This is a genomic window from Enterococcus haemoperoxidus ATCC BAA-382, assembly GCF_000407165.1.
In the GTDB taxonomy this organism is placed as follows: Bacteria; Bacillota; Bacilli; order Lactobacillales; family Enterococcaceae; genus Enterococcus_L; species Enterococcus_L haemoperoxidus.
The window spans coordinates 1,268,747-1,290,714 of record NZ_KE136479.1 but is presented as its reverse complement, the minus strand read 5'-3'; the positions used below and the strand labels follow the sequence as shown (position 1 = coordinate 1,290,714).

General features: G+C 36.0%; 24 protein-coding genes. 1 reads left to right on the top strand and 23 read right to left on the bottom strand.

Translation table 11 applies throughout. The annotated features are described in order from the left end of the window. Window positions 1–20: 20 nt before the first annotated feature. The 21 genes from I583_RS06085 to I583_RS05985 form a co-directional block, all read right to left on the bottom strand. The gene (locus tag I583_RS06085) at window positions 21–2,084 is read right to left on the bottom strand and encodes a cation:proton antiporter (RefSeq protein WP_010761391.1); all 2,064 of its coding nucleotides are present in this window, start codon (window positions 2,082–2,084) and stop codon (window positions 21–23) included. Between the two features lie 19 nt (window positions 2,085–2,103). Further along, complete coding sequence (locus I583_RS06080; protein WP_010761392.1) at window positions 2,104–2,382, bottom strand: hypothetical protein; 279 nt, start codon at window positions 2,380–2,382, stop codon at window positions 2,104–2,106. Between the two features lie 164 nt (window positions 2,383–2,546). Next, window positions 2,547–3,029, bottom strand: coding sequence for a hypothetical protein (locus I583_RS06075; protein WP_010761393.1), 483 nt, complete (start codon window positions 3,027–3,029; stop codon window positions 2,547–2,549). A 29-nt stretch (window positions 3,030–3,058) separates the two neighbouring features. After that, window positions 3,059–3,250 carry a hypothetical protein gene (locus I583_RS06070; protein ID WP_010761394.1) on the bottom strand — a complete coding sequence of 64 codons (192 nt, stop codon included), beginning with the start codon at window positions 3,248–3,250 and terminating at the stop codon, window positions 3,059–3,061. A gap of 248 nt (window positions 3,251–3,498) precedes the next feature. After that, entirely contained in the window at window positions 3,499–4,347 is an 849-nt protein-coding gene (locus tag I583_RS06065; RefSeq protein ID WP_010761395.1) for a DegV family protein, read from the bottom strand. A 75-nt stretch (window positions 4,348–4,422) separates the two neighbouring features. Beyond that, on the bottom strand, window positions 4,423–5,550 hold the full coding sequence (locus I583_RS06060; RefSeq protein ID WP_010761396.1) for an LCP family protein: 1,128 nt from the start codon (window positions 5,548–5,550) through the stop codon (window positions 4,423–4,425). A 109-nt stretch (window positions 5,551–5,659) separates the two neighbouring features. Next, the gene (gene pheA, locus I583_RS06055) at window positions 5,660–6,508 is read right to left on the bottom strand and encodes a prephenate dehydratase (RefSeq protein WP_010761397.1); all 849 of its coding nucleotides are present in this window, start codon (window positions 6,506–6,508) and stop codon (window positions 5,660–5,662) included. A gap of 12 nt (window positions 6,509–6,520) precedes the next feature. Continuing rightward, entirely contained in the window at window positions 6,521–7,021 is a 501-nt protein-coding gene (locus I583_RS06050) for a shikimate kinase (protein WP_034682726.1), read from the bottom strand. 15 nt (window positions 7,022–7,036) lie between these two features. Next, the gene (gene aroA / locus I583_RS06045; RefSeq protein ID WP_010761399.1) at window positions 7,037–8,320 is read right to left on the bottom strand and encodes a 3-phosphoshikimate 1-carboxyvinyltransferase; all 1,284 of its coding nucleotides are present in this window, start codon (window positions 8,318–8,320) and stop codon (window positions 7,037–7,039) included. Between the two features lie 53 nt (window positions 8,321–8,373). After that, the gene (locus I583_RS06040; RefSeq protein ID WP_010761400.1) at window positions 8,374–9,471 is read right to left on the bottom strand and encodes a prephenate dehydrogenase; all 1,098 of its coding nucleotides are present in this window, start codon (window positions 9,469–9,471) and stop codon (window positions 8,374–8,376) included. Window positions 9,472–9,501: 30 nt separating this feature from the next. After that, window positions 9,502–10,668 carry a chorismate synthase gene (gene aroC / locus I583_RS06035; protein WP_010761401.1) on the bottom strand — a complete coding sequence of 389 codons (1,167 nt, stop codon included), beginning with the start codon at window positions 10,666–10,668 and terminating at the stop codon, window positions 9,502–9,504. Window positions 10,669–10,859: 191 nt separating this feature from the next. Next, window positions 10,860–11,921, bottom strand: coding sequence for a 3-dehydroquinate synthase (gene aroB, locus I583_RS06030; RefSeq protein WP_010761402.1), 1,062 nt, complete (start codon window positions 11,919–11,921; stop codon window positions 10,860–10,862). 67 nt (window positions 11,922–11,988) lie between these two features. Further along, window positions 11,989–13,011 (bottom strand): 3-deoxy-7-phosphoheptulonate synthase, encoded by a 1,023-nt coding sequence (gene aroF / locus I583_RS06025; RefSeq protein WP_010761403.1) that lies wholly within the window; start codon window positions 13,009–13,011, stop codon window positions 11,989–11,991. Between the two features lie 27 nt (window positions 13,012–13,038). Next, window positions 13,039–13,908 (bottom strand): shikimate dehydrogenase, encoded by an 870-nt coding sequence (gene aroE, locus I583_RS06020; RefSeq protein WP_010761404.1) that lies wholly within the window; start codon window positions 13,906–13,908, stop codon window positions 13,039–13,041. A 415-nt stretch (window positions 13,909–14,323) separates the two neighbouring features. Continuing rightward, a complete protein-coding gene (locus tag I583_RS06015; RefSeq protein ID WP_010761405.1) occupies window positions 14,324–14,650 on the bottom strand; it encodes a nitrous oxide-stimulated promoter family protein in 327 nt (108 codons plus the stop codon). A gap of 16 nt (window positions 14,651–14,666) precedes the next feature. Beyond that, entirely contained in the window at window positions 14,667–15,647 is a 981-nt protein-coding gene (locus tag I583_RS06010) for an NAD(P)H-quinone oxidoreductase (RefSeq protein ID WP_010761406.1), read from the bottom strand. A gap of 74 nt (window positions 15,648–15,721) precedes the next feature. Beyond that, the gene (locus I583_RS06005) at window positions 15,722–16,174 is read right to left on the bottom strand and encodes a hypothetical protein (protein WP_010761407.1); all 453 of its coding nucleotides are present in this window, start codon (window positions 16,172–16,174) and stop codon (window positions 15,722–15,724) included. A gap of 82 nt (window positions 16,175–16,256) precedes the next feature. Further along, window positions 16,257–16,628 carry a thioesterase family protein gene (locus I583_RS06000; protein WP_010761408.1) on the bottom strand — a complete coding sequence of 124 codons (372 nt, stop codon included), beginning with the start codon at window positions 16,626–16,628 and terminating at the stop codon, window positions 16,257–16,259. Window positions 16,629–16,633: 5 nt separating this feature from the next. Next, the gene (locus I583_RS05995) at window positions 16,634–17,845 is read right to left on the bottom strand and encodes a CCA tRNA nucleotidyltransferase (protein ID WP_010761409.1); all 1,212 of its coding nucleotides are present in this window, start codon (window positions 17,843–17,845) and stop codon (window positions 16,634–16,636) included. Next, the gene (dapB, locus tag I583_RS05990) at window positions 17,842–18,630 is read right to left on the bottom strand and encodes a 4-hydroxy-tetrahydrodipicolinate reductase (protein WP_010761410.1); all 789 of its coding nucleotides are present in this window, start codon (window positions 18,628–18,630) and stop codon (window positions 17,842–17,844) included. The genes I583_RS05995 and dapB overlap by 4 nt, the downstream gene beginning before the upstream one ends. Further along, a complete protein-coding gene (locus I583_RS05985; RefSeq protein WP_010761411.1) occupies window positions 18,623–18,970 on the bottom strand; it encodes a nucleotide pyrophosphohydrolase in 348 nt (115 codons plus the stop codon). The genes dapB and I583_RS05985 overlap by 8 nt, the downstream gene beginning before the upstream one ends. 160 nt (window positions 18,971–19,130) lie before the next feature. On the opposite strand from I583_RS05985, the gene I583_RS05980 reads away from it, so the two are divergent. Then, window positions 19,131–20,024 (top strand): YitT family protein, encoded by an 894-nt coding sequence (locus tag I583_RS05980; RefSeq protein WP_034683180.1) that lies wholly within the window; start codon window positions 19,131–19,133, stop codon window positions 20,022–20,024. Window positions 20,025–20,160: 136 nt separating this feature from the next. Here I583_RS05980 and I583_RS05975 read toward each other — a convergent pair whose 3' ends face one another. Together I583_RS05975 and I583_RS05970 are read right to left on the bottom strand one after the other, a co-directional pair. After that, window positions 20,161–20,697: a YpiB family protein gene (locus tag I583_RS05975; RefSeq protein WP_010761413.1), complete on the bottom strand. Its 537-nt coding sequence runs from the start codon at window positions 20,695–20,697 to the stop codon at window positions 20,161–20,163. Window positions 20,698–20,705: 8 nt separating this feature from the next. Then, the gene (locus tag I583_RS05970) at window positions 20,706–21,965 is read right to left on the bottom strand and encodes a tetratricopeptide repeat protein (protein ID WP_010761414.1); all 1,260 of its coding nucleotides are present in this window, start codon (window positions 21,963–21,965) and stop codon (window positions 20,706–20,708) included. Window positions 21,966–21,968: the final 3 nt, after the last annotated feature.

The following is a 21,968-nucleotide window of genomic DNA, read 5'->3' as shown; positions in this document are numbered from 1 at the left end:
AAAAAAGTAAAAAAAAGAAGCTAGTTTTCTTGGTCTGCTTCTTTTTTTAATTCTCTTGTCAATTTTCTAAGCGGAATAGTATTAGAAACGTCATTAATTGAATACGATTCTAACAGATTAACATTTTTGCGATATTCATTTGCTTCAAAAGAAGAAATCTTTTCAGAAAGTTCATATTCATCGATTACTCTTCGTTCTTCTTGGTATCCGATCAAGAGTTCTTTAGCATAATTAGACTGCGAACGAACAATAAAAGAATCAATAAACGTTCCATCTTCTAGCCTATGAGCAAATTGAAGACGTCCATCTATAAAGAATTGAATAATTTCTTCATCATAAACACCTTTTAAGTTATCCAAACTTTTCAAAATGACTTCAGTATTTTGTAAAAAGACTTGACGAACATTTTCCAATTCTTCCTTTTGAAACTCCCGTCGATTTTCTTCATCCTTTTTGCCGAATAACATATTAGGATGCACAAAAAAAGCAATAATTTGACGAACAAAAAGTAGCCAAAAACCAATAATCGAAAGTAGTTGTCTAGCAATAGAGCGTTCCATTCTAGAAATTAGGCGTTCATAAAGTCGATATCCTTCAATACCGATCTCTTTTTGACGGAAACTCTCTTCTAAACCATCTCTTTCTATCGAAACGATTAACGCCCTTAACTCTTGCACCTCTTGTCGTTGATCTGAGGGCAATTGCTCTGTATATAATTCTTTGACACGATCTTGATAATTTTCAATCACAACGTTCATTTCAACATGGGGATCGTCTTGATTAATTTTTTTAAGTCTTTCAATGACATCTTGTAATAACGTAATTCCCTGAACATTGGTACTTTCGATCTCATCTGATTCTGTCAAAAATGGTAGAACAAGAATGCCACCTACTAAGGTAACCAAAATTACACAAGCCGTAATAAATAACAATAATGATCGTTCTGGAAAAGCTTGTCCATTTAAAGTTAACGGTAAAATAAAAATCGTAGCTAAACTGACAGTTCCCTTGACCCCGCCAAAAGTTAGAATCAGCATTTCATTCATCGACTGCCATACATTCTTTAATCCGTTTTTCACACTGTAAATCAAAAAAATAGAGAAAAAACGCGCAACAAACAATGTAACACTTAAAATCAAAATAACCACCATCAAGAAACTATTAGAGTATGTCTCGCTATTCCAAATTGGTGAAAAGACCTGTGATAACTCGATTCCCAAGAAAAGGAAAACTAATGCATTCAACATAAACGTAATAGTACCCCAAGTACTTTCTGAAACACTTGAAAGTTCTGCTTCAAACAATGAAATCTTTTTAAAACTGGCAGCTTGCATAACTCCTGCTACCACTGCCGCAATAATCCCCGAAACATCGAACAGTTCAGCGACCATATAGGCTAAGAATGGCAACAATAACTCTAATAATAAATAACCGGTTACATCTCTTGCTGAAGCTTTTTCTAAGATCATAACAACTTGACGTTTGATCATGACTAAAACAGCTCCTACAATGGCACCACCAATACTAGAGACAACCAACGTAATTCCCGCATCTGCTGCTGAGAAACTACCAGTCAACAACGCTGCAAGCGCAAATTGAAAAGCCGTAACGCCAGACGCATCGTTAATCAGACCTTCACCTTCCAAAATATGCATTGCTTTGGGCGGTATCTGAATTTTTCCAGATAAAGAACCTACAGCTACTGCATCTGTAGGTCCAAGTGCTGCACCTAAAGCAAAACAAGCTGCAATCGGCAAAGCAGGAATAACCATATGTAAAGCCCAACCCACACTAACAAGTGTGATCAATACGCCAATAAATGCTAAAAATAAAATGACACTAAAATTTTTCATCGTTGCAGAAATATCATTTCGTTCCCCTTCGCGAAACAATAAAGGTGCAATAATCATCACTAAAAATATTTCTGGTTCAAATACAATTTCACGACCGATATCTGTCAGTCCGATTAAAACCCCTACGATTATTTGGACAATTGGTAATGGAATAATCGGAACAATTCGATTAAAGACGTTTGAAAATGTGATGGCAAAAGCAAATACAATAATTAAATAAACAAACCCCATCTTGTATCCCCCTTATTAATTAATGATTGAGTTGTTTTCCTAAATACCGTAATAATTTTTCTTTCTTACAGGTAATTTTTTTCTCTATAAGTCCAAGCTCTTTTTCTTTATCGCAGAGTTCTAGTTGCGCACGGCGCGCTTCTAATCGAAGTAACTCGGATTTGATTAATTCAATTTTTTTATAGTTTAAAAAATTTCTTTTTTTAATATGACGTTCCCACTCAGCTTTTTTTTCTGGAGGTAACTCTTTATATTTTTCGCGTAATTCAGCAATTCGTTGCTCTATTTCTTTACTCACAACAATACTTCCTTTCAGAATTTCTCTGCACATTATAGCAAACAGTTAAAGAAATACCTACTAAAATTAACTATTCTTTTAAAAAAACTTTTTGAATAGATTTTCTAACGCTTACATTTCAATAACAGAAGAAAATAACGACGATTTCCTCCTATATTTATCGGTTATTTATCCTCATCTACTAAAATACTGATTTCAGCATCTTCATTCAATCGTTCTGAAAAAAATGCTAGTAACTCTTCCAATGGAATAGAAAATTTCATCATCGGACCACGCCGGTCATTTTTAAAGTAATTTAAGCGAATTTCTTTTTTTTTGACCAATAACGCCATTTTCTCAACGTCCTGATACAAGATACCATTTTTATCAAAAGGTCCTAAAATAATCCGATCATCTGAAAGTCCTTTTGTATCTAGTAAAAAACTTAAAACAAGCAAAACCGATAGAAAGCCACGAATTCTTTGATCGGTAGTTTGTTCAGTGGTTAAAGTAAGGAGTAAGATAAGCAAACTAAACCCAATCACCAAAACATAAACAAGTTTTCTTTTAATGCTTTTGATCAGGATACTTTTTCTTACTAAAATCAAATAAACATACAAGATTACGACAAAAGCTACAAGTAGCAATGTAAAAAATTCTATACCCAAAATACGCTCCTTTTATAACCGAAATAGTATTACGCTTTTTTATTTAATTCTGTCAATTGCTGATTGATTTTTTTTATTTTATCCTTACAAGCTAATATATCACGAATCATCTGATCTCTCTTATCGCCAAGCGGTAAACGATTGACCACCTGATAATATGCAGCGAGTAGTTGAACTTGTTTCATTTTTTCTTTTTGCAAACGTTCTTCAATTAGATTCATCCACTCGCCCTCCTTTTTTATTTAAGTATACCTTACTTTTAAAGGAAAATGACTATTGAATCGTTATTTTTTATTGTAACATACTATTTCTTTTTCGTTGAGCTATACGAACAGGTTCATACAGTTTATTTTTTTCTATTTTAAGGATGACAACTAGTTTGAGCGACATATGCCTTCCTAAAGAATGGTACCCGTAAAAAATAAAGATGAAACAAAAACTGAAAAACAGCCTTGTTTCATCTTTTCATTTATTGAGCCGAGATACAGATTCCGATTGCTTTCTCGCCTAAATGTGTTCCGATAACTGGGCCAAAATGACCAATTTCAATAATTGCATTTGGGTATTGCTTTTGAAGCTTTGCTTTTTCTTCTTCAGCAACCGCTAAATTATTTGCATGAATCACATATAATTTCACTGGTCGGTTGATCTCTTTGTCTCGTTTGCCAATAATCTTTTCTGCACGAGCAAAAGCTTTTTTCGTCGAACGGATTTTTTCAAATAAAACGATTTTACCATCTTCGAATGTTAAAATCGGCTTGATTTTCAATAGTCCAGCAATCAAAGCAGCCCCATTCGTTAAGCGTCCGCCACGTACAAGATTGTTCAAATCGTCAACAATCAAATACGCATAAGTATTATCTCTAATAATGTCTAATTTAGTAAATATCTCTTCTAAGCTAGCATTTTCTTTCACTAAATCCAAAGCCGCTTCTACCATATGTCCCATTGGTACACTTGTAATCTTAGAATCATAAGGATAAAGCGTAATACCTTCGATCGAATCCGTTAATGAAAATAATGTATTAACAAAACCAGAGATACCCGATGAAAGATGAATACTGATAATCGTATCATATCCTTTGGCAGCAATTTCTTTGTACAGTTCAATAACTTCACCTAATGCAGGCTGAGAGGTCGTTGGAAACTCATTACTATTATTCAATAAGCTATAATATTCATCGGCTTCAATGTCGATTCCTTCGTTATATATCTTACCATCTAAAATAACAGGGATGGGAATAACAAATAGATTGGGTGAGTTCTTAATTCGCTCAGGTAAATAAGCTGTACTATCTGTCACAATAGCAATTTTCATTTTGTAACCTCGTTTCACTAAATTTACACGGTATTATAAATATAGCATAAATCAGTTCATAATTAAATAAAATACTTATTGATCAAGAAAACTTTGAACCGCTGCTTTATTCGTATCCAAATCGATTTGAAGGACGCTGCCGGCATAATCAATATCTAAATTACTCCAAGAACCTTCAACTGGAACAGTTAAGCGCTCGATTCCGCCACCGCCTTTTAGCATCAAGGATGGACCGTTTTTAAGCATAAATGATGTAGGAACATCGGTTGACATATACCCTACTAAACGACCTAACGATTCTGGTGTACGGAGCAACGCTAAAGGATTCTTTAATTGTCCCATAACCGCTGTCATCACTTGCTGTTGACGACGAACACGACCGAAATCGCCTTCTTCATCTTTTCTAAAACGTGCATATTGCAAAAGTTTATGGCCATCCATTTTCTGACTACCTTTAAAAATATCAACACCATCTAGATTCAGATCTTTTTCAGCATCGATTTTAACACCACTTGGAAACATTGAGTCTATAATTTTTTCGAATGATTGAAAGTCCACTTTTGCGTAGTACCTAGTCTGAATATTAAAATTTTCTGCTAAAGTTTGACGAACTAAATCAGCTCCACCTAACGCGTAAGCTGCATTGATCTTATTGGCATCATAACCCGGAATATCTACAAATGTATCTCGCATAAAGGAAATCAATTTAGGCTTTTTAGAAGGACCGTCCAACTGCAACACCATAATAGTATCCGCTCGGCCAGAATCTTCTCCTCTTGTATCACTACCTAAGATCAAGATATTATTCGCACCGTTCGCACTTTTTACTCCATTGAACGTCTCGATTGCCTCTTTAGGTAAAGAATTATCATTTTCAGCATAAGATTTTCCTTTGAAAAAGAACCCAACTGCTAATACAATTAACAAGACTAAAAATAAAAAAATTCTTTTAGGCCAACTAAATCGTCTCTTTCTTTTTGGTTTTTTCGGTTTTTTATCTTTTTTTGAAACATTTTTTGACTTGTCAGTTGTATACGTTTGTCCTAAATGTTGATTTGGTTGATCCAATGGTTCTTGTTCTTGATAATAGCTATTTCTAGGTTCTTCAGTATAATTTTTTTCTTTCCTTGGATTAAAGCCATTCTTTTCTTCTACTGGTTTTGATTTATCATGTATGTGTTTATAGCGATCTACACGGCTCATATTTCCACCTCACTTCAATTAACAACAGTTATAAGCATACCTTATTTTGCTAAAAATTCCTATTAGATAGACAAAATTTAACAAAAAATAAAAAGACCTTTTCAGATCTTTATACTCCGTCGATTGGGTGAATTGCATAATTTCCGAATATTTTCACTGATCCGCCCATTAAACGTATTTCTTCTAAAGCATTCTCTAGTAATCGTTGCGGTTTTTGAACATTAATATCAATTAAAAAGAAATATTCACCTAAAGTTGTTTTTAATGGTCGTGATTCAATTTTACTTAAATCAATTTCTCGCCAACTGAAGGCCGATAACGCTTTGTGTAATGCTCCTGGCATGTTATTTGGCATCGTTAATGCAATCGTTAGTTTTTGGTTGGTAGATTCGATTGGTACTTCGACTTTTTCAGATCCTATGACCCAAAACCTAGTCTGATTAATTGCTACATCCTGAATGTCTTTGCCAACAATTTCAAGATCATATTTTTCAGCGGAAAGTTTTGGTGCAATAGCCGCGATTTTTTGATCTGGATGACTCGCCACAAAACTTGCAGCATAGGCAGTAGATGGTGTTGCTTCAAGTTCAGCCATTGGAAAATAGGTACGGATAAATTCCTGAGATTGTGCTAAAGCTTGAGGATGAGACAAAATTTTGCTTGTTTCTTGCCAGGCTCCCTTGTTTTCTTTTGCTACCATCAATTGTTGATAGATTGGCAGAACGATTTCCGCCCCTACTGGAATTGTTGTTTGATGAAAAAGATAGTCTACTGTAGTATTAACAGACCCTTCTATCGTATTTTCAATTGGAACAACCCCTAAATCAACCTCGCCAAACTCAACTCCTTTAATACAAGCTGGAATCGAATGATAAGAAATCAATTCTTCATTTGGAAAAGCAGTTTTTGTTGCGTTATGAGTAAAAGAAGCTTCTGGACCTAAAAAACCGACTTTCATTTGCTCACCTACTTATATATTTTTTAAAATTTCATGGACGATTTCCTCAGGTGTACGATTATCAGTGGCAACCACTAAGCTGGCACTTTCTTCATAAAACGGAATCCTTGGCTCAAAAACTTGTTTGATTTCTTCTGGTGATTTTGATACAACTAAAGGTCTAACAGTCGTATGATCGTGTTTTAACCTTGGAATGAATACTTCTGGTTTGGTTTGTAAATAAATAACGGGTGCCATTTGTTTTAAAAGTTCTCGATTCTCAGACCTCATTACGATTCCGCCACCAGTTGATACTACTTGATCATGGTCTAAATAACGTTTTAAAACATTTGTTTCTCTTTCTCTAAATGCATCTTCACCATGTAAATCAAAATATTCTTGAATTGTCATACCAATTTCTTCAACGATTTTATCATCAAAATCGATATGTTCCATCCCTGTTTTTTCTGAAAGAAGTTTCCCGACTGTTGTTTTCCCGGCTCCCATAAAACCAATTAAAATAATCCCCTTCATCATTCGTTCCTCCGTTTATCGATATAATTTATTTAAATCATCAAAAAATCTTGGATAAGAAACAGAAATCGCCTCTGCTTTTTCTAATTCTACTGTTCCATCTTTTACTAACAGCGCAGCAATTTGCAGCATCATACCAATGCGGTGATCTCCATAACTGGTAACTTTTGCACTATGAAGTGGCGTTTTACCATGAATAATCAAACCATCATCGGTAGGTTCGATATTAGCACCCATTTTATTTAGCTCATTAGCAACTGCATCGATTCGATTAGTTTCTTTTACTTTTAACTCTTCAGCATCACGAATGATAGTAATTCCTTCAGCTTGCGTCGCCAATAAAGCAATGATCGGTAGCTCATCAATCAACCTCGGAATGATTTCTCCACTGATTTCGATTCCTTTCAGCTCACTCGTTTCAACAGTTAGCGTTCCTGCCTTATTTGCCATGCTACCTGTTTCTTCAATTGTTAATTTTCCACCCATTTGTTCAATAACGTCAATAATACCAGTTCGGGTTGGGTTTAAACCAACATTATTCAACACAATTCGACTGTCAGCGATAATTAAACCTGCCACAAGAAAGAATGCTGCTGAAGAAATATCACCTGGTACAATAACTTCTTGGCCTACTAATTTTTGTGGACCGCTAATACGTATTTCTTTTCCCGACACGGAAATTTCTCCACCAAACTGACGAATCATGTCTTCTGTATGATCTCGAGTTTTTTCTTTTTCTACAACAACTGATTCTCCTTGTGCTTGTAAGGCCGCAAAAAGAATCGCTGATTTAACCTGCGCACTAGCCACTGGCATCTGATAGTTGATTGGTTGTAACTTTTCTGTTCCTTCTACAGTAAGAGGGGGAAATTCTGTCCCATCATGACCAGAACATTTTGCACCCATTTGATTGATTGGTAACATCACTCGATTCATCGGTCGTTTTGCAATCGAATGATCACCAAATAATTGAGATGTAAATGGTGCTCCGGCTAAAATCCCCATAATCAATCGGATCGTGGTACCAGAATTTCCAACATCAATTGCTTGTTTTGCTTGTTTCAATCCTGAAAATCCTGTTCCATAAACGGTGATAGTTTCGCCATCATCTTCAATTTTAACCCCTAAATCCTTAAAAGCTTTTAAGGTACTTAAACAGTCATCGCCACGCAGAAAATTTTTAATCGTCGTTTTGCCTTGTGCAATTGCACCAAACATAATACTTCTATGTGAAATTGATTTATCACTAGGAACATCGATCATTCCATTTAAGTTGACTTTGTTAACTACTAAATCCAAATTACCCCTCCTAAATTTAAAAGCGAAACAAATCAGTTAATTTTTGTCCTTACTCATTTTTCATAGCATAAATAATTCGTTTGCTTTTTAATGCAATCCTTTGCTTTTTCCAAATCTTCTTGACGTTTAAACGTTAATTGTAAGATACCATAGATATCTTCTCTCGTTTCAAGAATTTTCAAATTAATCAAGGATAGTTTTGCTTTGCCAAGTAACCCTGTGATCTCCGCAATGACCCCTGGAACATCAGGAACATCCACAAATAAATCATGGAATGCCGGAATTGCACCTTCTTTGTGAACAGGCATTTGATTTCTCGTCTCTTTTGCTTCATAAAAAAATTGAAAAATAGCCTCTTTATTTTCGGTTTGAATCCAAGTTGAAACTTGGTCCATTTCAGCTTGCCACGCGTTCATTAACGTTAGCAAGCTCTCTTTATTACTTAGTAGAATATCCGTCCACATTTGCGGATCAGATGAAGCAATTCTTGTGATATCTCGAAAACCACCAGCCGCTAATTGTCGTGATCGGGGGTGCTCATCATTAAAGATCTTACTTTGATTTACCAATCCAGCTGCGATAATATGAGGTAAATGACTGAGCATTCCTGTAATCTGATCATGTTCTTCAGCTGTAAGAACAACAAATTTTGCTCGTGTTCCTTGTAACAAGGTTTGTAATTCTTTGATTTGACTTTGTTTCTCTACTTCTGAGGAAGCTAAAATATAATAAGCATTCTCAAATAAATTTTCATCAGCTGCGGTCACACCTGATTTATGTGATCCAGCCATTGGATGTCCACCAATAAATGTTTTTAATCCAGACTTTTTAGCTACTTGAACAATCTCTCGTTTCGTACTACCTACGTCAGAAATAATCACATCTTGTTTTAACGATAAAGTACCTAAAACGTTTAATTGTTTCAACATGCTTTTAACAGGTGTGCACAGGAAAATGATGTCTGCTTGCACAGCTTCTGTTTCCAAAGAACTGCCTATTTGATCGATAATGTTTCTTTTTAAAGCAAATTCTTCTGAAGTTACTTGATTATCTATTCCAATAACCGTTGTAAATGGATGTTCTTTTTTTATACATAATGCTAATGAACTACCTATCAAACCTAGACCGATAATCAAAACTTTTTTATCCATTCCGCTTCACTCTCCATTTTTTTGTTTTAGTTAAAACGTTTGAGTATAACGGCGATAAGATTCAACTTCTTCTTTCATTTGTTCAAATGAATCACTGCCAAATTTTTCCAACATTGCTTGGGCAACTTCTGTTGCGACCACAGCTTCACAAACGACACTTGCAGCCGGAACAGCCGTGCTATCCGACCGCTCAACACTTGCTTTATAAGGTTCTTTTGTATCAATGTTGACACTTTGTAATGGCTTATATAACGTTGGAATAGGCTTCATAACACCTCTAACAACAATTGGCATTCCATTTGTCATACCACCTTCAAAACCGCCAAGATTGTTCGATGTTCTTGTATACCCAGTTGCTTTATCCCAAACAATTTCGTCCATGACTTGGCTACCTGGTTTAAAGCCCATTTCAAATCCAATCCCAAACTCAACGCCCTTAAATGCATTGATACTCGTAACCGCTTGGGCAATTCTGGCATCTAATTTGCGATCCCACTGAACATAGCTACCTAAACCAATTGGTACACCACCAACCACGACTTCTACTACGCCACCGATCGTATCACCATTTTTCTTTGTCTTATCAATTAAGTCGCGAATTTCTTGTTCGACTGATGAATCAAGAACACGCACATCTGAATTTTCTGAGCGTTCTTGAATTTCTTTGACCGTTAAGTTATCTGGGATTTCAGCTTTGATACCACCTAAGATCGCAACATGTCCTGCTACTTCAATATCCAGTTCCTTCAGTAACTTTTTAGCGATTGCTCCTATTGCAACTCGCATCGTTGTTTCACGCGCTGATGAACGTTCTAGTACATTTCTAAGATCATCATGCTGGTATTTGATACCACCGACAAGATCTGCATGTCCTGGGCGTGGTTTATTTACTCGTCGGATTTTTTTTTCTTTCTCAGAAACTTCATCAATTGACATGACAGAAGTCCAATTTTTCCAATCTTTATTTTCAACGACAAGTGTGACCGGTGATCCTAGTGTTTTGCCGTGACGAATACCGGAAGTGATTCTTACTTGATCTTTTTCAATCAACATTCTGCCGCCACGGCCATATCCACCTTGTCTTCTAGCTAACTCTAAATTAATATCTTCTGGCGATAACGGCAACCCAGCTGGTAAGCCTTCTATTATTGCTGTTAATTCTGGTCCATGTGATTCTCCCGCTGTAATAAAACGCATATGATTTCCTCCTAAATTTAAAAGCGTAACGGCTTTGTCCAGCTCTGACAGAAAAATAGTCGAAGTTGAACGTAATGCTTTTTGTCACATTCAATTTTTGTCTTTTTTCTTAAGACCTTCAATCCTAAGGGCTGTAGCTCATAGAAATTGTTGCGATCAAAGCAGAGCGTGGTGCTAGCCCTTGTAGCTAGCTAATTTAAATAACTCTTCATTTCTTCGATTGGAATCCGAACGATTTTTGCTTTACCGATTGACTCCAATAAAATAATATTGATTTTTCCGCCACGTGTCTTCTTATCATGAGTCAATGCAGTATACAATTGCTCTTGATTCCAATGATTCGATGTCACAGGTAGATGAAATTTTTGAATCATTTTATTTAATTGTTCTGTTGTACCAACTGGAGTCAAATTTTTCTGTTCGGCAACTTTTGTGATTTGACTCATCCCGATTGCGACGCCTTCACCATGAGTTAAATTACCATATCCAGCGGTATTTTCCAGTGCATGACCGATTGTATGACCAAAATTGAGAAGTAAACGTACTCCGTTGTCAAGTTCATCTTCTTCCACAACACTTCGCTTTATTTTACAACAAGATGCAATAATTTCTGTTGCATGTGCTCTTAGATCATTCTCATCAGTTAGTGCACCTAACTTTTGCCATAAGCTCTCATCTGCGATAGCGGCAGATTTGATAATTTCAGCGATTCCTTCTCGAATACGTCTTACTTCCAACGTATTCAAGGTATCAGGATCAATCAAAACACCATCTGGTTGAGCAAATGTACCTACTAAATTTTTTGCTTTGGTTGTATTAACAGCAGTTTTCCCGCCAATACTACTATCCACTTGAGCCAATAATGTGGTTGGAACTTGTAAAAAATGAAGACCTCGCATATATGTTGAAGCGACAAAACCAGCCAAATCTCCAACAACTCCACCACCTAAAGCAATAATTCCATCGCTTCTAGTCATTCCTTCATCTGCTAGAAAATCATAAATTTCAGCAGCTACAGACAAACTTTTACTTTGCTCACCAGCATCAATTACAAATGTTGACGGCTCAAATCCTGCTTCTTTCAAACTTTTGTAAACTTGATCACCGTACAAAGGACGAACGTTTGTATCTGTTATGATTACGATCTTTTGGGGTGACCACAGTTCTTTTGCCCAAGAGCCAATATTTTTTAACAAACCATTTTCAATGACTAGATCATAAGAGTGATTTGGTAAATTTACCGTCAGTTTCAATTACTTCAACTCCTTTTTTTTATGAGAAAACAATAACCTTCCGTTACTACCCAGATTACTTCATTCTTTACCCTAACGCGTTAATTTCTTTCATAGCTTTTTCAATGATATGAACTTCTTCCATCATACGCATGTATGTTTTTTCGTTTAATGATTGTGGACCGTCAGACCAAGCGTTGATTGGATCTGGATGAATCTCAACAATCAAACCATCAGCCCCTGCTGCAATACCTGCACGTGCCATTGATGGTACAAGATCCCAAATTCCTACACCGTGACTTGGATCAACAATAATTGGAAAATGGCTTAATTTTTTAATTAATGGAACTGCGCTCAAATCAAGTGTATTACGAGTTGCGGTTTCGTAAGTCCGAATACCACGCTCGATAAAAATAACATTGAAGTTTCCTTGGGCAGCGATGTACTCTGCAGCATTTAACCACTCATCAATTGTACCAGAAATACCACGTTTTAAGCCAATTGGTTTCCCCGTTTTCCCGACAGCTTGTAACAATTTGAAGTTTTGCATATTTCTAGCACCAATTTGTAAAATATCACTGTATTGGGCAATCATATCGATGTGTGCTTCATCCATAACTTCTGTAATAACTTTCATATCAAATTCATCTGCTGCTTGGCGAATGTATTTTAGACCTTCTTCTTCTAATCCTTGAAAAGCATAGGGTGATGTTCTTGGTTTAAAAGCGCCGCCTCGCAAAATAGTTGCACCGCCTGCTTTAGCAATTCTCGCACATTCTCGAATTTGGTCTAAACTTTCGATTGAACATGGGCCTGCCATCATCGTCATACTACCATCACCGATTTTTACACCATCAACATCAACAATCGTATTTTCTGGATGAAACTCACGACTTGTCAGTTTGTATGTCAACGATATTCTAACTGCATTTTCAACACCATCGTAACTATTAAATGCCACATCTTGCATTTTTCTTGTGTCACCAACCAAGCCAATGATTGTTTGTTCTTTCCCTTCGCTTAGATGAACTTCTAGTCCCTCTTTTTTCACTCGTTCGATCACCGATTTGATTTGTGCTTTCGTTGCTTCTGATTTCATAATTACGATCATGTTGTTCTCTCCTTCAGTCAATTTAATTTAGTTATTTTCTATAATTGGTTTTACGATTTCTATTGGCATTTCTTGTCCTGTCCACTTTTCAAACGCTGCAGCACCTTGATAAAGCAACATACCCAAGCCGTTATTGGTTTTAGCGCCACGTATACGAGCTTGTTTAAGAAATTCAGTTTCTCTTGGTGTATAGATGACGTCACAGACAGCGAGATCTGGACGAATGATAGAAAAATCTTGTATTGGTGTCTGTCCTTCTAATGGCTTCATTCCAACACCAGTTGCATTTAATAATAACGTACTTTCTGCCACATCTTTAGATAGGCGATTTTCATCAGATAAATCATACAAGGTAATGGCACAGTTTGTATTTTCAGAAATATAAGCTAGCTTTGCTTTGATTTTGTCGTAAAAATCATCTTTACGATTGTAAACCGTGATTTCTTTGACCCCATCTAAAGCCGCTTGAACAATAATCGCTGTAGCTGCACCACCTGCTCCGATAATTGTTATTTTTTTACCAATAATGTCAACATCGATATCTTGCAAACTTCTCATAAAGCCAGTTCCATCAGTATTATGTCCGGTTAATTTCCCCTGATCGTTGGTGATAGTGTTAACCGCACCAATCAAACGAGCCGCTTCACTTAATTCATCCATATATTCGACAGCCAAAATTTTATTGGGCATCGACAAATTTGCACCGATCATTTCCAAATTTTTGATTGAATCAATCGCTCGCTCTAACCCATCTGTCCCTACTTCAAAAGCCAAATATACCGCGTCGATTCCTAATGCTTGAAAAGCTGTATTATGGATCATTGGTGAAACACTGTGACGAATCGGTGTTGCAAATAATGCAGCTAATCTTGTGTGTCCTGTAATCGTATTTTCCATCCTAGTTCCTCCTCAAAAGCGATTTTTCTCAAACAAAAAAGGTATTCACGTAAATTTTCAGAAAAATCTACAGTGAACACCTCACAAAAAATAGGTAATATAAAAGCCACTATAGATTTTCTCATCTACGCGGCTGAAAGTCATCTCGAAATCCCCTAGCCATCATAGATACAAACTTGCTAGTCTGCATCCATAATGTTATGAATACAAACTCATCTAAAATAGCTAAAGTAATAATTATTCAGTTGTAATTGGTTATGCTTCATGGTTGTCATATGAATCACTCCGTAACTGATTTATTTAAGAATTGTTCTCAGTATATACCTAGGCCAACGACGTGTCAACCTATTTTGTTACTTATTCTTTTATTTTTTCTAGTTTTTTTAAAATAAAAACTAGTAATTATGCGTGTTCATCATACTTTAATTTTTTTACTTTTATTTTCTTTTAAAAGATGTTTTACAGCTAAAATAGGATGATAAAGTAACATTCTTGGTCCGGAGTATCTCATCACTTGTTTCATTTGTTCTTTGTAATCGGGGCGATAACAATGTACCGGACACTGTTTACAAGTGGGCTTTTCCTCCCCAAACCGACAAACATCCAATCGAAGCTGTGAGTAAGACAACAACGTTTGTTTATCGATTGCAGGTTCTTTATGTTTTTTATAATAGATATCGATCATTGCAATGATGGTTCGCTTTTCTTCTTGTATTTTTGGTCCATTATTTTTTTTCACCATTTTTATCACTCATTATTCAATCATTGATTTTTAAAATGATTTTCCCTTTATTTTTGTTGCTCCTCATATATTGATGGGCTTTTTCCACTTCTTCCAGCGAAAATACTGTATCTACAACGGGTTTTAGCAACCCTTCTTCAAACAACTTTTTCGTTTTAGTTGAAAACTCTTCAGTCAGCTCTGCTTTGTAGGCATCACTTCTCGGTGTCAGCAATGTCCCTTTTATTGTGATTCTTTTTTCAAGTAAATCCATTAAATTGAGTTCTTCAATTACTGCACCACCTAAAATACCAATAAGAATCAAACGACCATCATAGGCGATACTCGCAACATTTTGTTTCCAATAGGATGCACCAATAAAATCTAAAATAATATCCACACCGCGCCCTTTAGTTTCTTGGAGAATTCGCTCACTAAAATTTTCGTCGTGGTAATTAATCAGAACGTCTGCGCCCAATGATCGACATAGATCCAGTTTTTCAGAAGAGCCTGCTGTAACAAAAATTTTAGCTGACGTTAATCCTTTCGCTAACTGGATTGCAGCCGTCCCTACACCACTAGCACCAGCGTGTATCAAAACTGATGCATTAGAATCTAGATTACCAAGCCAAAACAGCGTTTGATACGCTGTTAAAAACACTTCTGGAATTGCCGCACCTTCTTCAAACGTCAATTGCTCAGATAAAAGCATTGCATTACCTATGTTCATCACAGCGTACTCAGAATACCCGCCACCATTCACAAGCCCCATCACTCGACTACCACATGGAAATAGCTCTGAATCACTTTCTATTACTGTTCCAGAAACTTCAACTCCTAAAATCATATTGCCTTTTGGAAGTCTTCCCGTTTCTATTGCAACTAAATCGGTGCGGTTGATCGCTGCAGCTTCAACTTTAATCAATAGCTGCTTCTCATTTCTTTTAGGTAATACAGCATTTTGTGTTAGTTTTAAAATAGGTTGACTATTCTTATATGATAATTCTATAGCTCTCATTTTTACACCTCACCGTTTTAATAAAAAAACCGTAGAATCTCCCAAAAGAAATCTACGGTCAAATCAACTATTTATTAAAGTTCTTCACCGTACACATCATCAACTGTTTGGGTTGGATCAATCACGATATATAAACTTTTCGTTTTTTCACTGACTTTAGTAGATTGATAAACATTATCTAAACCTTCGTCAGTTTTATCCTTGTATGGGAAGTAAACTAAATCTGGCGTACCAGTTTTATATAAAATTTCCATACGTTCGATATCTTCATATTTTAAAGCACGGGCAAACATTCCTAATTCTAATCCACCAAGATTGATATCATGAGTTTGAACATGATCGCCTTCTTGGAAGATTTCGATTTTAAATCCTTCACATGGGTGAATTTCCATAAATTCACTTCCATGGATGCGGCCAAAACTAGTTGAAATTTGTTTGATCCATAAATCTCCGATAAAACGGCGACCGATCGTCCAAGTTTCACCATTTCTAAAATAAAACTTTAATCCTGTCATTTCTCTACTCATAATGTAAGTCCCCTTATCTAAAATAATTTCTACAAAGTTAAGTTTAGCATAACTTTCTGGCTAGGTCACACCATTCGCCTTATCACTTACGAAGTGCTAATTTATCCAAAAAAACATCCGTTAAGATAACAGCTCTTTGATGGATTCCAGTTGCAACTAATTCCTCGTTATCAAATACATCGAAAGAAAAATTTATCTTTGATGTCTCCTGAGAGTCAACTTTTACCTTGACCAGAATATTGGCCCCCACTTTAGACGGACGTAAGTGTTTTGCATTTATTACTGTTCCTACACTTGTTTCTTCTGATGCCAACTCTTTATGCAAATATTCTTTTGCAGTATTCTCAACCATTGCAATCATTACTGGAGTCGCTAGTACATCAAGATCACCCGATCCCATTTCTTTTGCAGTATCCTTTGAACCAACAACAAACGTTTTAGAAAACTCTTCCATGCTTATCACTCCTCATTGATCTTATCGTTCACAAATGCAAGCAACACTTCTTTGTTATTCACTATTTGACCTTTCACAACAGCAGTTTCAATCATTTCAATCATCTCGCCTAACCATTTACCTGGTTTTTTATCAAAATAAGCAAGTAAATCATTGCCAGTAAGCGCAAGTTCTTTTCTGTCATGAATGGGCAAAGATAAATAACGGTCTTTCACTTCTTCAAGTTTACTATTTCGTCCATAATAAAACAATAGCTTTTCTGTAGATATTGCAGCATCTAATCCTAAATTATATAAATCCATGACTTGCCATTCTTCCAAAAGTCGCTTATTCAATCCATAAATCAGTTGTTGCACTTCATGAATCATTTGATTGGACTGTTTCCATGATTTTAAAAAATTGCGGATCTCATTGTCTTTTAGTTCCAAGGTATGGACCAGTAAAGTCCACGCTTGATTTTCTGTTTCAATCTGTTTATCTGGGAGATCAGAAAATCTAAACAGTGCTTCAGCATGATTCTTTAACTCTGGACAATATTGATAACACTCAGTCTCGATAAAAGGCAACAACGCAGTTTTTCTGTTTTTTCCTAGTAAAAGTTTGATAAACTCCATAGCAATTCGTTCGACAGAAATTTTTTCTAAAAGCGGATGAAATTCTTCGATGGCTGCTAATGTATTTGTTTCAATTTTAAAATCCAATTGGCTAGCAAAACGTAGTCCTCTCATCATCCGTAATGCATCTTCATGAAACCGTTCTTTAGGATCCCCCACCGCTCGAATGATTCGCTGTTCTAAATCGTCCATACCATCAAATAAATCTATGATAGAACCTTCAACATTCATCGCTAATGCATTGATCGTAAAATCTCGACGTTTTAAATCCTCTTTTAACGAGCGTACAAACGTCACTGCATCTGGGCGTCTGAAATCTTGATACGTTGATTCCGTTCTGAAAGTAGTGATTTCATACTGCTCTTCACCTATTAAAACCAGAACTGTCCCATGATCGATTCCGACATCGACTGTTCTAGGGAAAATTTGTTTGATCTCTTCTGGGTATGCGCTGGTGGCAATATCAACATCATGGATGGGTTGTTTCAATAATGCATCACGAACACTGCCCCCAACAAAATATGCTTCAAACCCATGGGATTGAATGTCCTTCAACACACTTGTTGCTCTAGTAAACTCATCTGGTATTGTGTCTAATTTCATAATAAATTTTCCAATCCGTACACTAATTTTTCTAAGTGAACGACTTTTTCGCATCCTAATGCGACGCCTGTCATAAATGAACTGCGGTCATATGAATCATGCCTGATTGTCAACCCTTCTCCAACACCGCCAAATTGGACTTGCTGATGCGCAATCATCCCTGGTAAGCGAACACTATGGATTTTCATTCCTTCAAAATCAGCACCGCGCGCACCTTTCATCAATTCTTTTTCTTCTGTATGACCTTGTTCTTTTCTTGAACGCACCTCACTCATCATCTCAGCAGTTTTGATAGCTGTTCCGCTTGGTGCATCTAATTTATTGTCATGATGTAACTCAATAATTTCAACATCTGGGAAATACTCAGCAGCTTTTTGAGCAAACTGCATCATTAAAACAGCACCTACAGCAAAATTAGGTGCAATCAAACCACCTACTTTTAATCTTTCTGAACGATCAATCAATTCAGTTAATTGCTCTTCGGTTAAACCAGTTGTGCCGACAACCGGCGCGATTTTATGTTCAATCGCAAAACGTGTATTTTCGTATGCAACTTTGGGAATAGTGAAATCGATCCAAACATCTGGCTGGACAGAAAGAACGTCTTCTTTCGTTTTAAAAATCGGTATATTGATCAATGGATAGTCTGCCAATTCTTTAAGGTTGTTCTTTTCTTCAAAAGGATCTAAAACACCCACTAATTCAAAAGCTTCATGATTCAAAACCATTTTGGTTGCGGTCGAACCCATCTTCCCTTTAAAGCCTGCAACTACAATTTTAATCATTTGTTTGACCATCCTTTCGTTCAAAACGATATTTATCCCGTTGATTGAATTTTTCCATATTTTTTTGGAACGCCTCAGTTAAATCTATATCTAACGAATTAGCCATAATCATTGTAACAAATAATACATCGCCCAATTCTTCGGAAACTGTTTTTGGCTTTTCATTTGTTTTCTTAGGTTTTTCACCATAATAATGATTGATTTCTCTCGCTAATTCACCTACTTCTTCTGTTAATCGTGCCATTTGGCTTAATGGAGAAAAATAACCCGTTTTAAATTGCTGGATATAAGTATCCACTTCTTCTTGCATAGAATGCAAAGATCGATTTTCATCATTCATTTTACCCCAACCTTTCTACTACTCATCTTATCAAAAAGTACGTCATCTGAAAAGGTTCTACTTGTTGTTTTATAATGAGAATGATAAAGTGAGTACTGAACGAGGTTTTTTGGGTATGATCCTATACAGTATCGCACAATATGTGTTAGGAGTGATCATTATGATTGAGGAAAAAAGATTTTATATTAAGGACGTTTTGCTGATTTTAGCTGGCACATGTCTTTATGCGTTTGGTTTAGTAACATTTAATATCGCAAATGATTTAGCAGAGGGCGGAGTAACAGGGATTACGTTGATTTTGCGTGCACTTTTTTATATCGATCCGGCCTATTCAACCTTGATTATCAATATTCCGCTGATCCTGATTGGGGGAAAAATTTTAGGTAAGCACTCATTTTATTATACAATTTTAGGAACTGTGTCTTTATCAGTATTTTTGTGGCTGTGGCAACGATTCCCTATAGAAGTCAATTTAGATCATGATTTATTGATCGCATCTTTACTGGCTGGACTTGCTGCAGGTATCGGTAGCGGATTCGTTTATCGCGTGGGCGGAACGACTGGTGGAACAGATGTGGTCGCTCGAATTTTGGAAAAAAATTATGGGATCAGTATGGGCCGTTCACTTCTGATTTTTGACATTTTAGTATTGATTCTTTCTTTAAGCTATATTGATGTCAAAAGAATGATGTACACCTTGATTGTTTCTTTTGTTTTCAGTAAGGTTGTTGATTCTGTTTTGGATGGTGCTTATGCTGCCAAAGGTATCTTAGTGATTTCGGATCATTCTGAAGATATCGGGGAAGTCATTATGGCTCTACTCGAACGTGGTGTTACTTATTTAGATGGTCAAGGTGGTTATTCTCAAGTTGATAAGAAAGTTCTTTATGTCGTTGTTAGCCCTAGTGAAATCATGGAAATCAAACGTATTGTCCACGAATTGGATGCCAAAGCATTTATTTCAGTGATCAACGTACATGAAGCAATTGGGGAAGGATTTACTTATTCCAAACCTACAAAAATGCTATTTAAAAGGAAAAATCAATTCAATTAAAACAAGGAAAGAGATCGCTACAAAAGCGTTTAGATCCGAGAAATAAGACGAAAGAGCTACTTTTTTTCACCGTTTATACGGATTTATAGCCTGAGACAAAACTGGTGTTTAGTTTAGTTTTGTCTCAGGCTATTTATTATTTTTTCAAACGATTCAATTCATCTGTCAACTCTAAAAATGCTTCGTAGTTATTATCTTCTAAAGCTAAGTCGATTTGATTGTATAACAAATCAATTTTTGCTTGTTTTTCTTCATGAGCAAAAAAAACATTAATACTTTCAATTACTTCTTCACTGACCTGTTCATTCCAACGAGCATATGGATTATCTTCTAAAATGGATAAATATTGGCTATTCTGCCATGAGCCATCAAAGATACATTCCACATATAGAGCTTCTTTCCAATTCATACGAATTTCATGAAAAATCTGATCAGTATCCGTAAATTCTTTGCCTGATAAAAACAATCGAATTGGCTCATCTTCCATTTCTCTTGAGGTGACTTTTATGCCACGAATTGCTTTGTCTGATTGCTCGACAAAATGCACGTTATTCAAAATAGCTTCGTGATTGATTAAATAGTTTAAAATCCATAAAACTTCTCTTTGAGTAAATGAAATATTATTGACCAGCCAAACTAAAAATTCCTTTTTATCTGCGACATTGACAAACATCTAATCACCTATCTTTCTTCAATATCTTCTAACAGTGATACTGCCTCATTATCACCAGGTTCGTGTTGAAGATAGTGTTGTAAAAGTTCCTTCGCTTTTTCCAACTGTCCTTCTTCACGAAGAAAGACTGCATATTCTTTTAAGAATTCAGGTTCATGCGATAGTTCTTGATACGCTTGTTCATAGTGTACTTTTGCTAAAGCAAACTCCTCCAACTCATTATATGCATGAGCTAAATTCCATTCGCCATAGGGATGACCTTGTTCTTCCATTTGCTGCACAACTTCAATTACTTCATCAAAGCGATTTTCGTTCAAATACAAATTGCTTAATGTAAGCCTTGTTTCATCTGTCTTTTCACCAAGTTCTAAAGCTTGTTTTAATAGAGATTCAGCTTTTTCAGTATCGTGTAGTCGATAAGCATTTTCAGATGCTAATTGATATAGATCTACTTGGAAAGGATTCTCTTTAATCCCTTCTGCTAAAACAGTTCGTGCTTCTTCTAATTGTTCTTCTTCCTGTAACGCCTCTCCTAAAGACAAATACAGAGATTGATAGTGTGGATTCAATGCTCTTAGTTGCTGTAAAAGTGCAATTGCTTTTTGATTTTCATGTAGTTGTAAGTAAGTGAACGCTAATTGGAATAAACGATCATCCGTCTGACCTTCTTCTAGTGCTTTTTCTAAAAATGGGATTGCTTCTTCAAAATCCCCAGACATGCTCTGACTGCTTCCTAAGCGTTCATTGATCGAGACATTGGAGATTTCTGTAACTTGTGCTTCTAGCAGCTTCTGGTAAGCTGCAGAAGCTTCTTGAAACTGACCATTAGAAAAGTACAACTCACCTAAAGCAAATAAAATCAATGGTTCATCCGGCATTAATCGTTGTGCTTCTTTTAATTTTGCTTCACTTACTTCTGGAATGCCGATCACTTGATATAAATCTGCGGTTACAAGTAGGCTTTGAACATAACTATCGCTGTCTTTCCCTACTTTTTCCAAGTAAACAAATGCATCGTCGATCAAATTATTTTCAATGGCAATCTCTGCTAACGGAATATTCAGCCCATCAGCATCAGGAAAAACCTTTAATAAATGGTCAAAAATTAATTTTGCTTCTTCTAAAAAACCAAGTGACAATAATTCTTCTCCTAGATCAGCAAGTGTATCATCGTCATCTTTTCTAATTGCTTCCGCCAGCATTAATTGTGCTTGCGCCAAATCTTCTTCATGTAATGCTTCAAGCATTTTTTCACTATACGTTGTCATCTT

Bases quoted from the DNA above. Each gene is read 5' to 3' on its own strand.
- I583_RS05985 (WP_010761411.1), bottom strand. From the start codon at position 18,970: ATGAATGATGAAAATCGATCTTTGCATTCTATGCAAGAAGAAGTGGAT.
- I583_RS06040 (WP_010761400.1), bottom strand. From the start codon at position 9,471: ATGGATAAAAAAGTTTTGATTATCGGTCTAGGTTTGATAGGTAGTTCA.
- I583_RS06015 (WP_010761405.1), bottom strand. From the start codon at position 14,650: ATGGTGAAAAAAAATAATGGACCAAAAATACAAGAAGAAAAGCGAACC.
- I583_RS06010 (WP_010761406.1), bottom strand. From the start codon at position 15,647: ATGAGAGCTATAGAATTATCATATAAGAATAGTCAACCTATTTTAAAA.
- I583_RS06085 (WP_010761391.1), bottom strand. From the start codon at position 2,084: ATGGGGTTTGTTTATTTAATTATTGTATTTGCTTTTGCCATCACATTT.
- I583_RS06060 (WP_010761396.1), bottom strand. From the start codon at position 5,550: ATGAGCCGTGTAGATCGCTATAAACACATACATGATAAATCAAAACCA.
- I583_RS06070 (WP_010761394.1), bottom strand. From the start codon at position 3,250: ATGAATCTAATTGAAGAACGTTTGCAAAAAGAAAAAATGAAACAAGTT.
- I583_RS05970 (WP_010761414.1), bottom strand. From the start codon at position 21,965: ATGACAACGTATAGTGAAAAAATGCTTGAAGCATTACATGAAGAAGAT.
- I583_RS06050 (WP_034682726.1), bottom strand. From the start codon at position 7,021: ATGAAGGGGATTATTTTAATTGGTTTTATGGGAGCCGGGAAAACAACA.
- aroF (WP_010761403.1), bottom strand. From the start codon at position 13,011: ATGATCGTAATTATGAAATCAGAAGCAACGAAAGCACAAATCAAATCG.
- aroE (WP_010761404.1), bottom strand. From the start codon at position 13,908: ATGGAAAATACGATTACAGGACACACAAGATTAGCTGCATTATTTGCA.
- I583_RS05995 (WP_010761409.1), bottom strand. From the start codon at position 17,845: ATGAAATTAGACACAATACCAGATGAGTTTACTAGAGCAACAAGTGTG.
- I583_RS06000 (WP_010761408.1), bottom strand. From the start codon at position 16,628: ATGGAAGAGTTTTCTAAAACGTTTGTTGTTGGTTCAAAGGATACTGCA.
- dapB (WP_010761410.1), bottom strand. From the start codon at position 18,630: ATGATTAAAATTGTAGTTGCAGGCTTTAAAGGGAAGATGGGTTCGACC.
- aroC (WP_010761401.1), bottom strand. From the start codon at position 10,668: ATGCGTTTTATTACAGCGGGAGAATCACATGGACCAGAATTAACAGCA.
- I583_RS05975 (WP_010761413.1), bottom strand. From the start codon at position 20,697: ATGTTTGTCAATGTCGCAGATAAAAAGGAATTTTTAGTTTGGCTGGTC.
- I583_RS06065 (WP_010761395.1), bottom strand. From the start codon at position 4,347: ATGAAAATTGCTATTGTGACAGATAGTACAGCTTATTTACCTGAGCGA.
- pheA (WP_010761397.1), bottom strand. From the start codon at position 6,508: ATGAAAGTCGGTTTTTTAGGTCCAGAAGCTTCTTTTACTCATAACGCA.
- I583_RS05980 (WP_034683180.1), top strand. From the start codon at position 19,131: ATGATTGAGGAAAAAAGATTTTATATTAAGGACGTTTTGCTGATTTTA.
- I583_RS06005 (WP_010761407.1), bottom strand. From the start codon at position 16,174: ATGAGTAGAGAAATGACAGGATTAAAGTTTTATTTTAGAAATGGTGAA.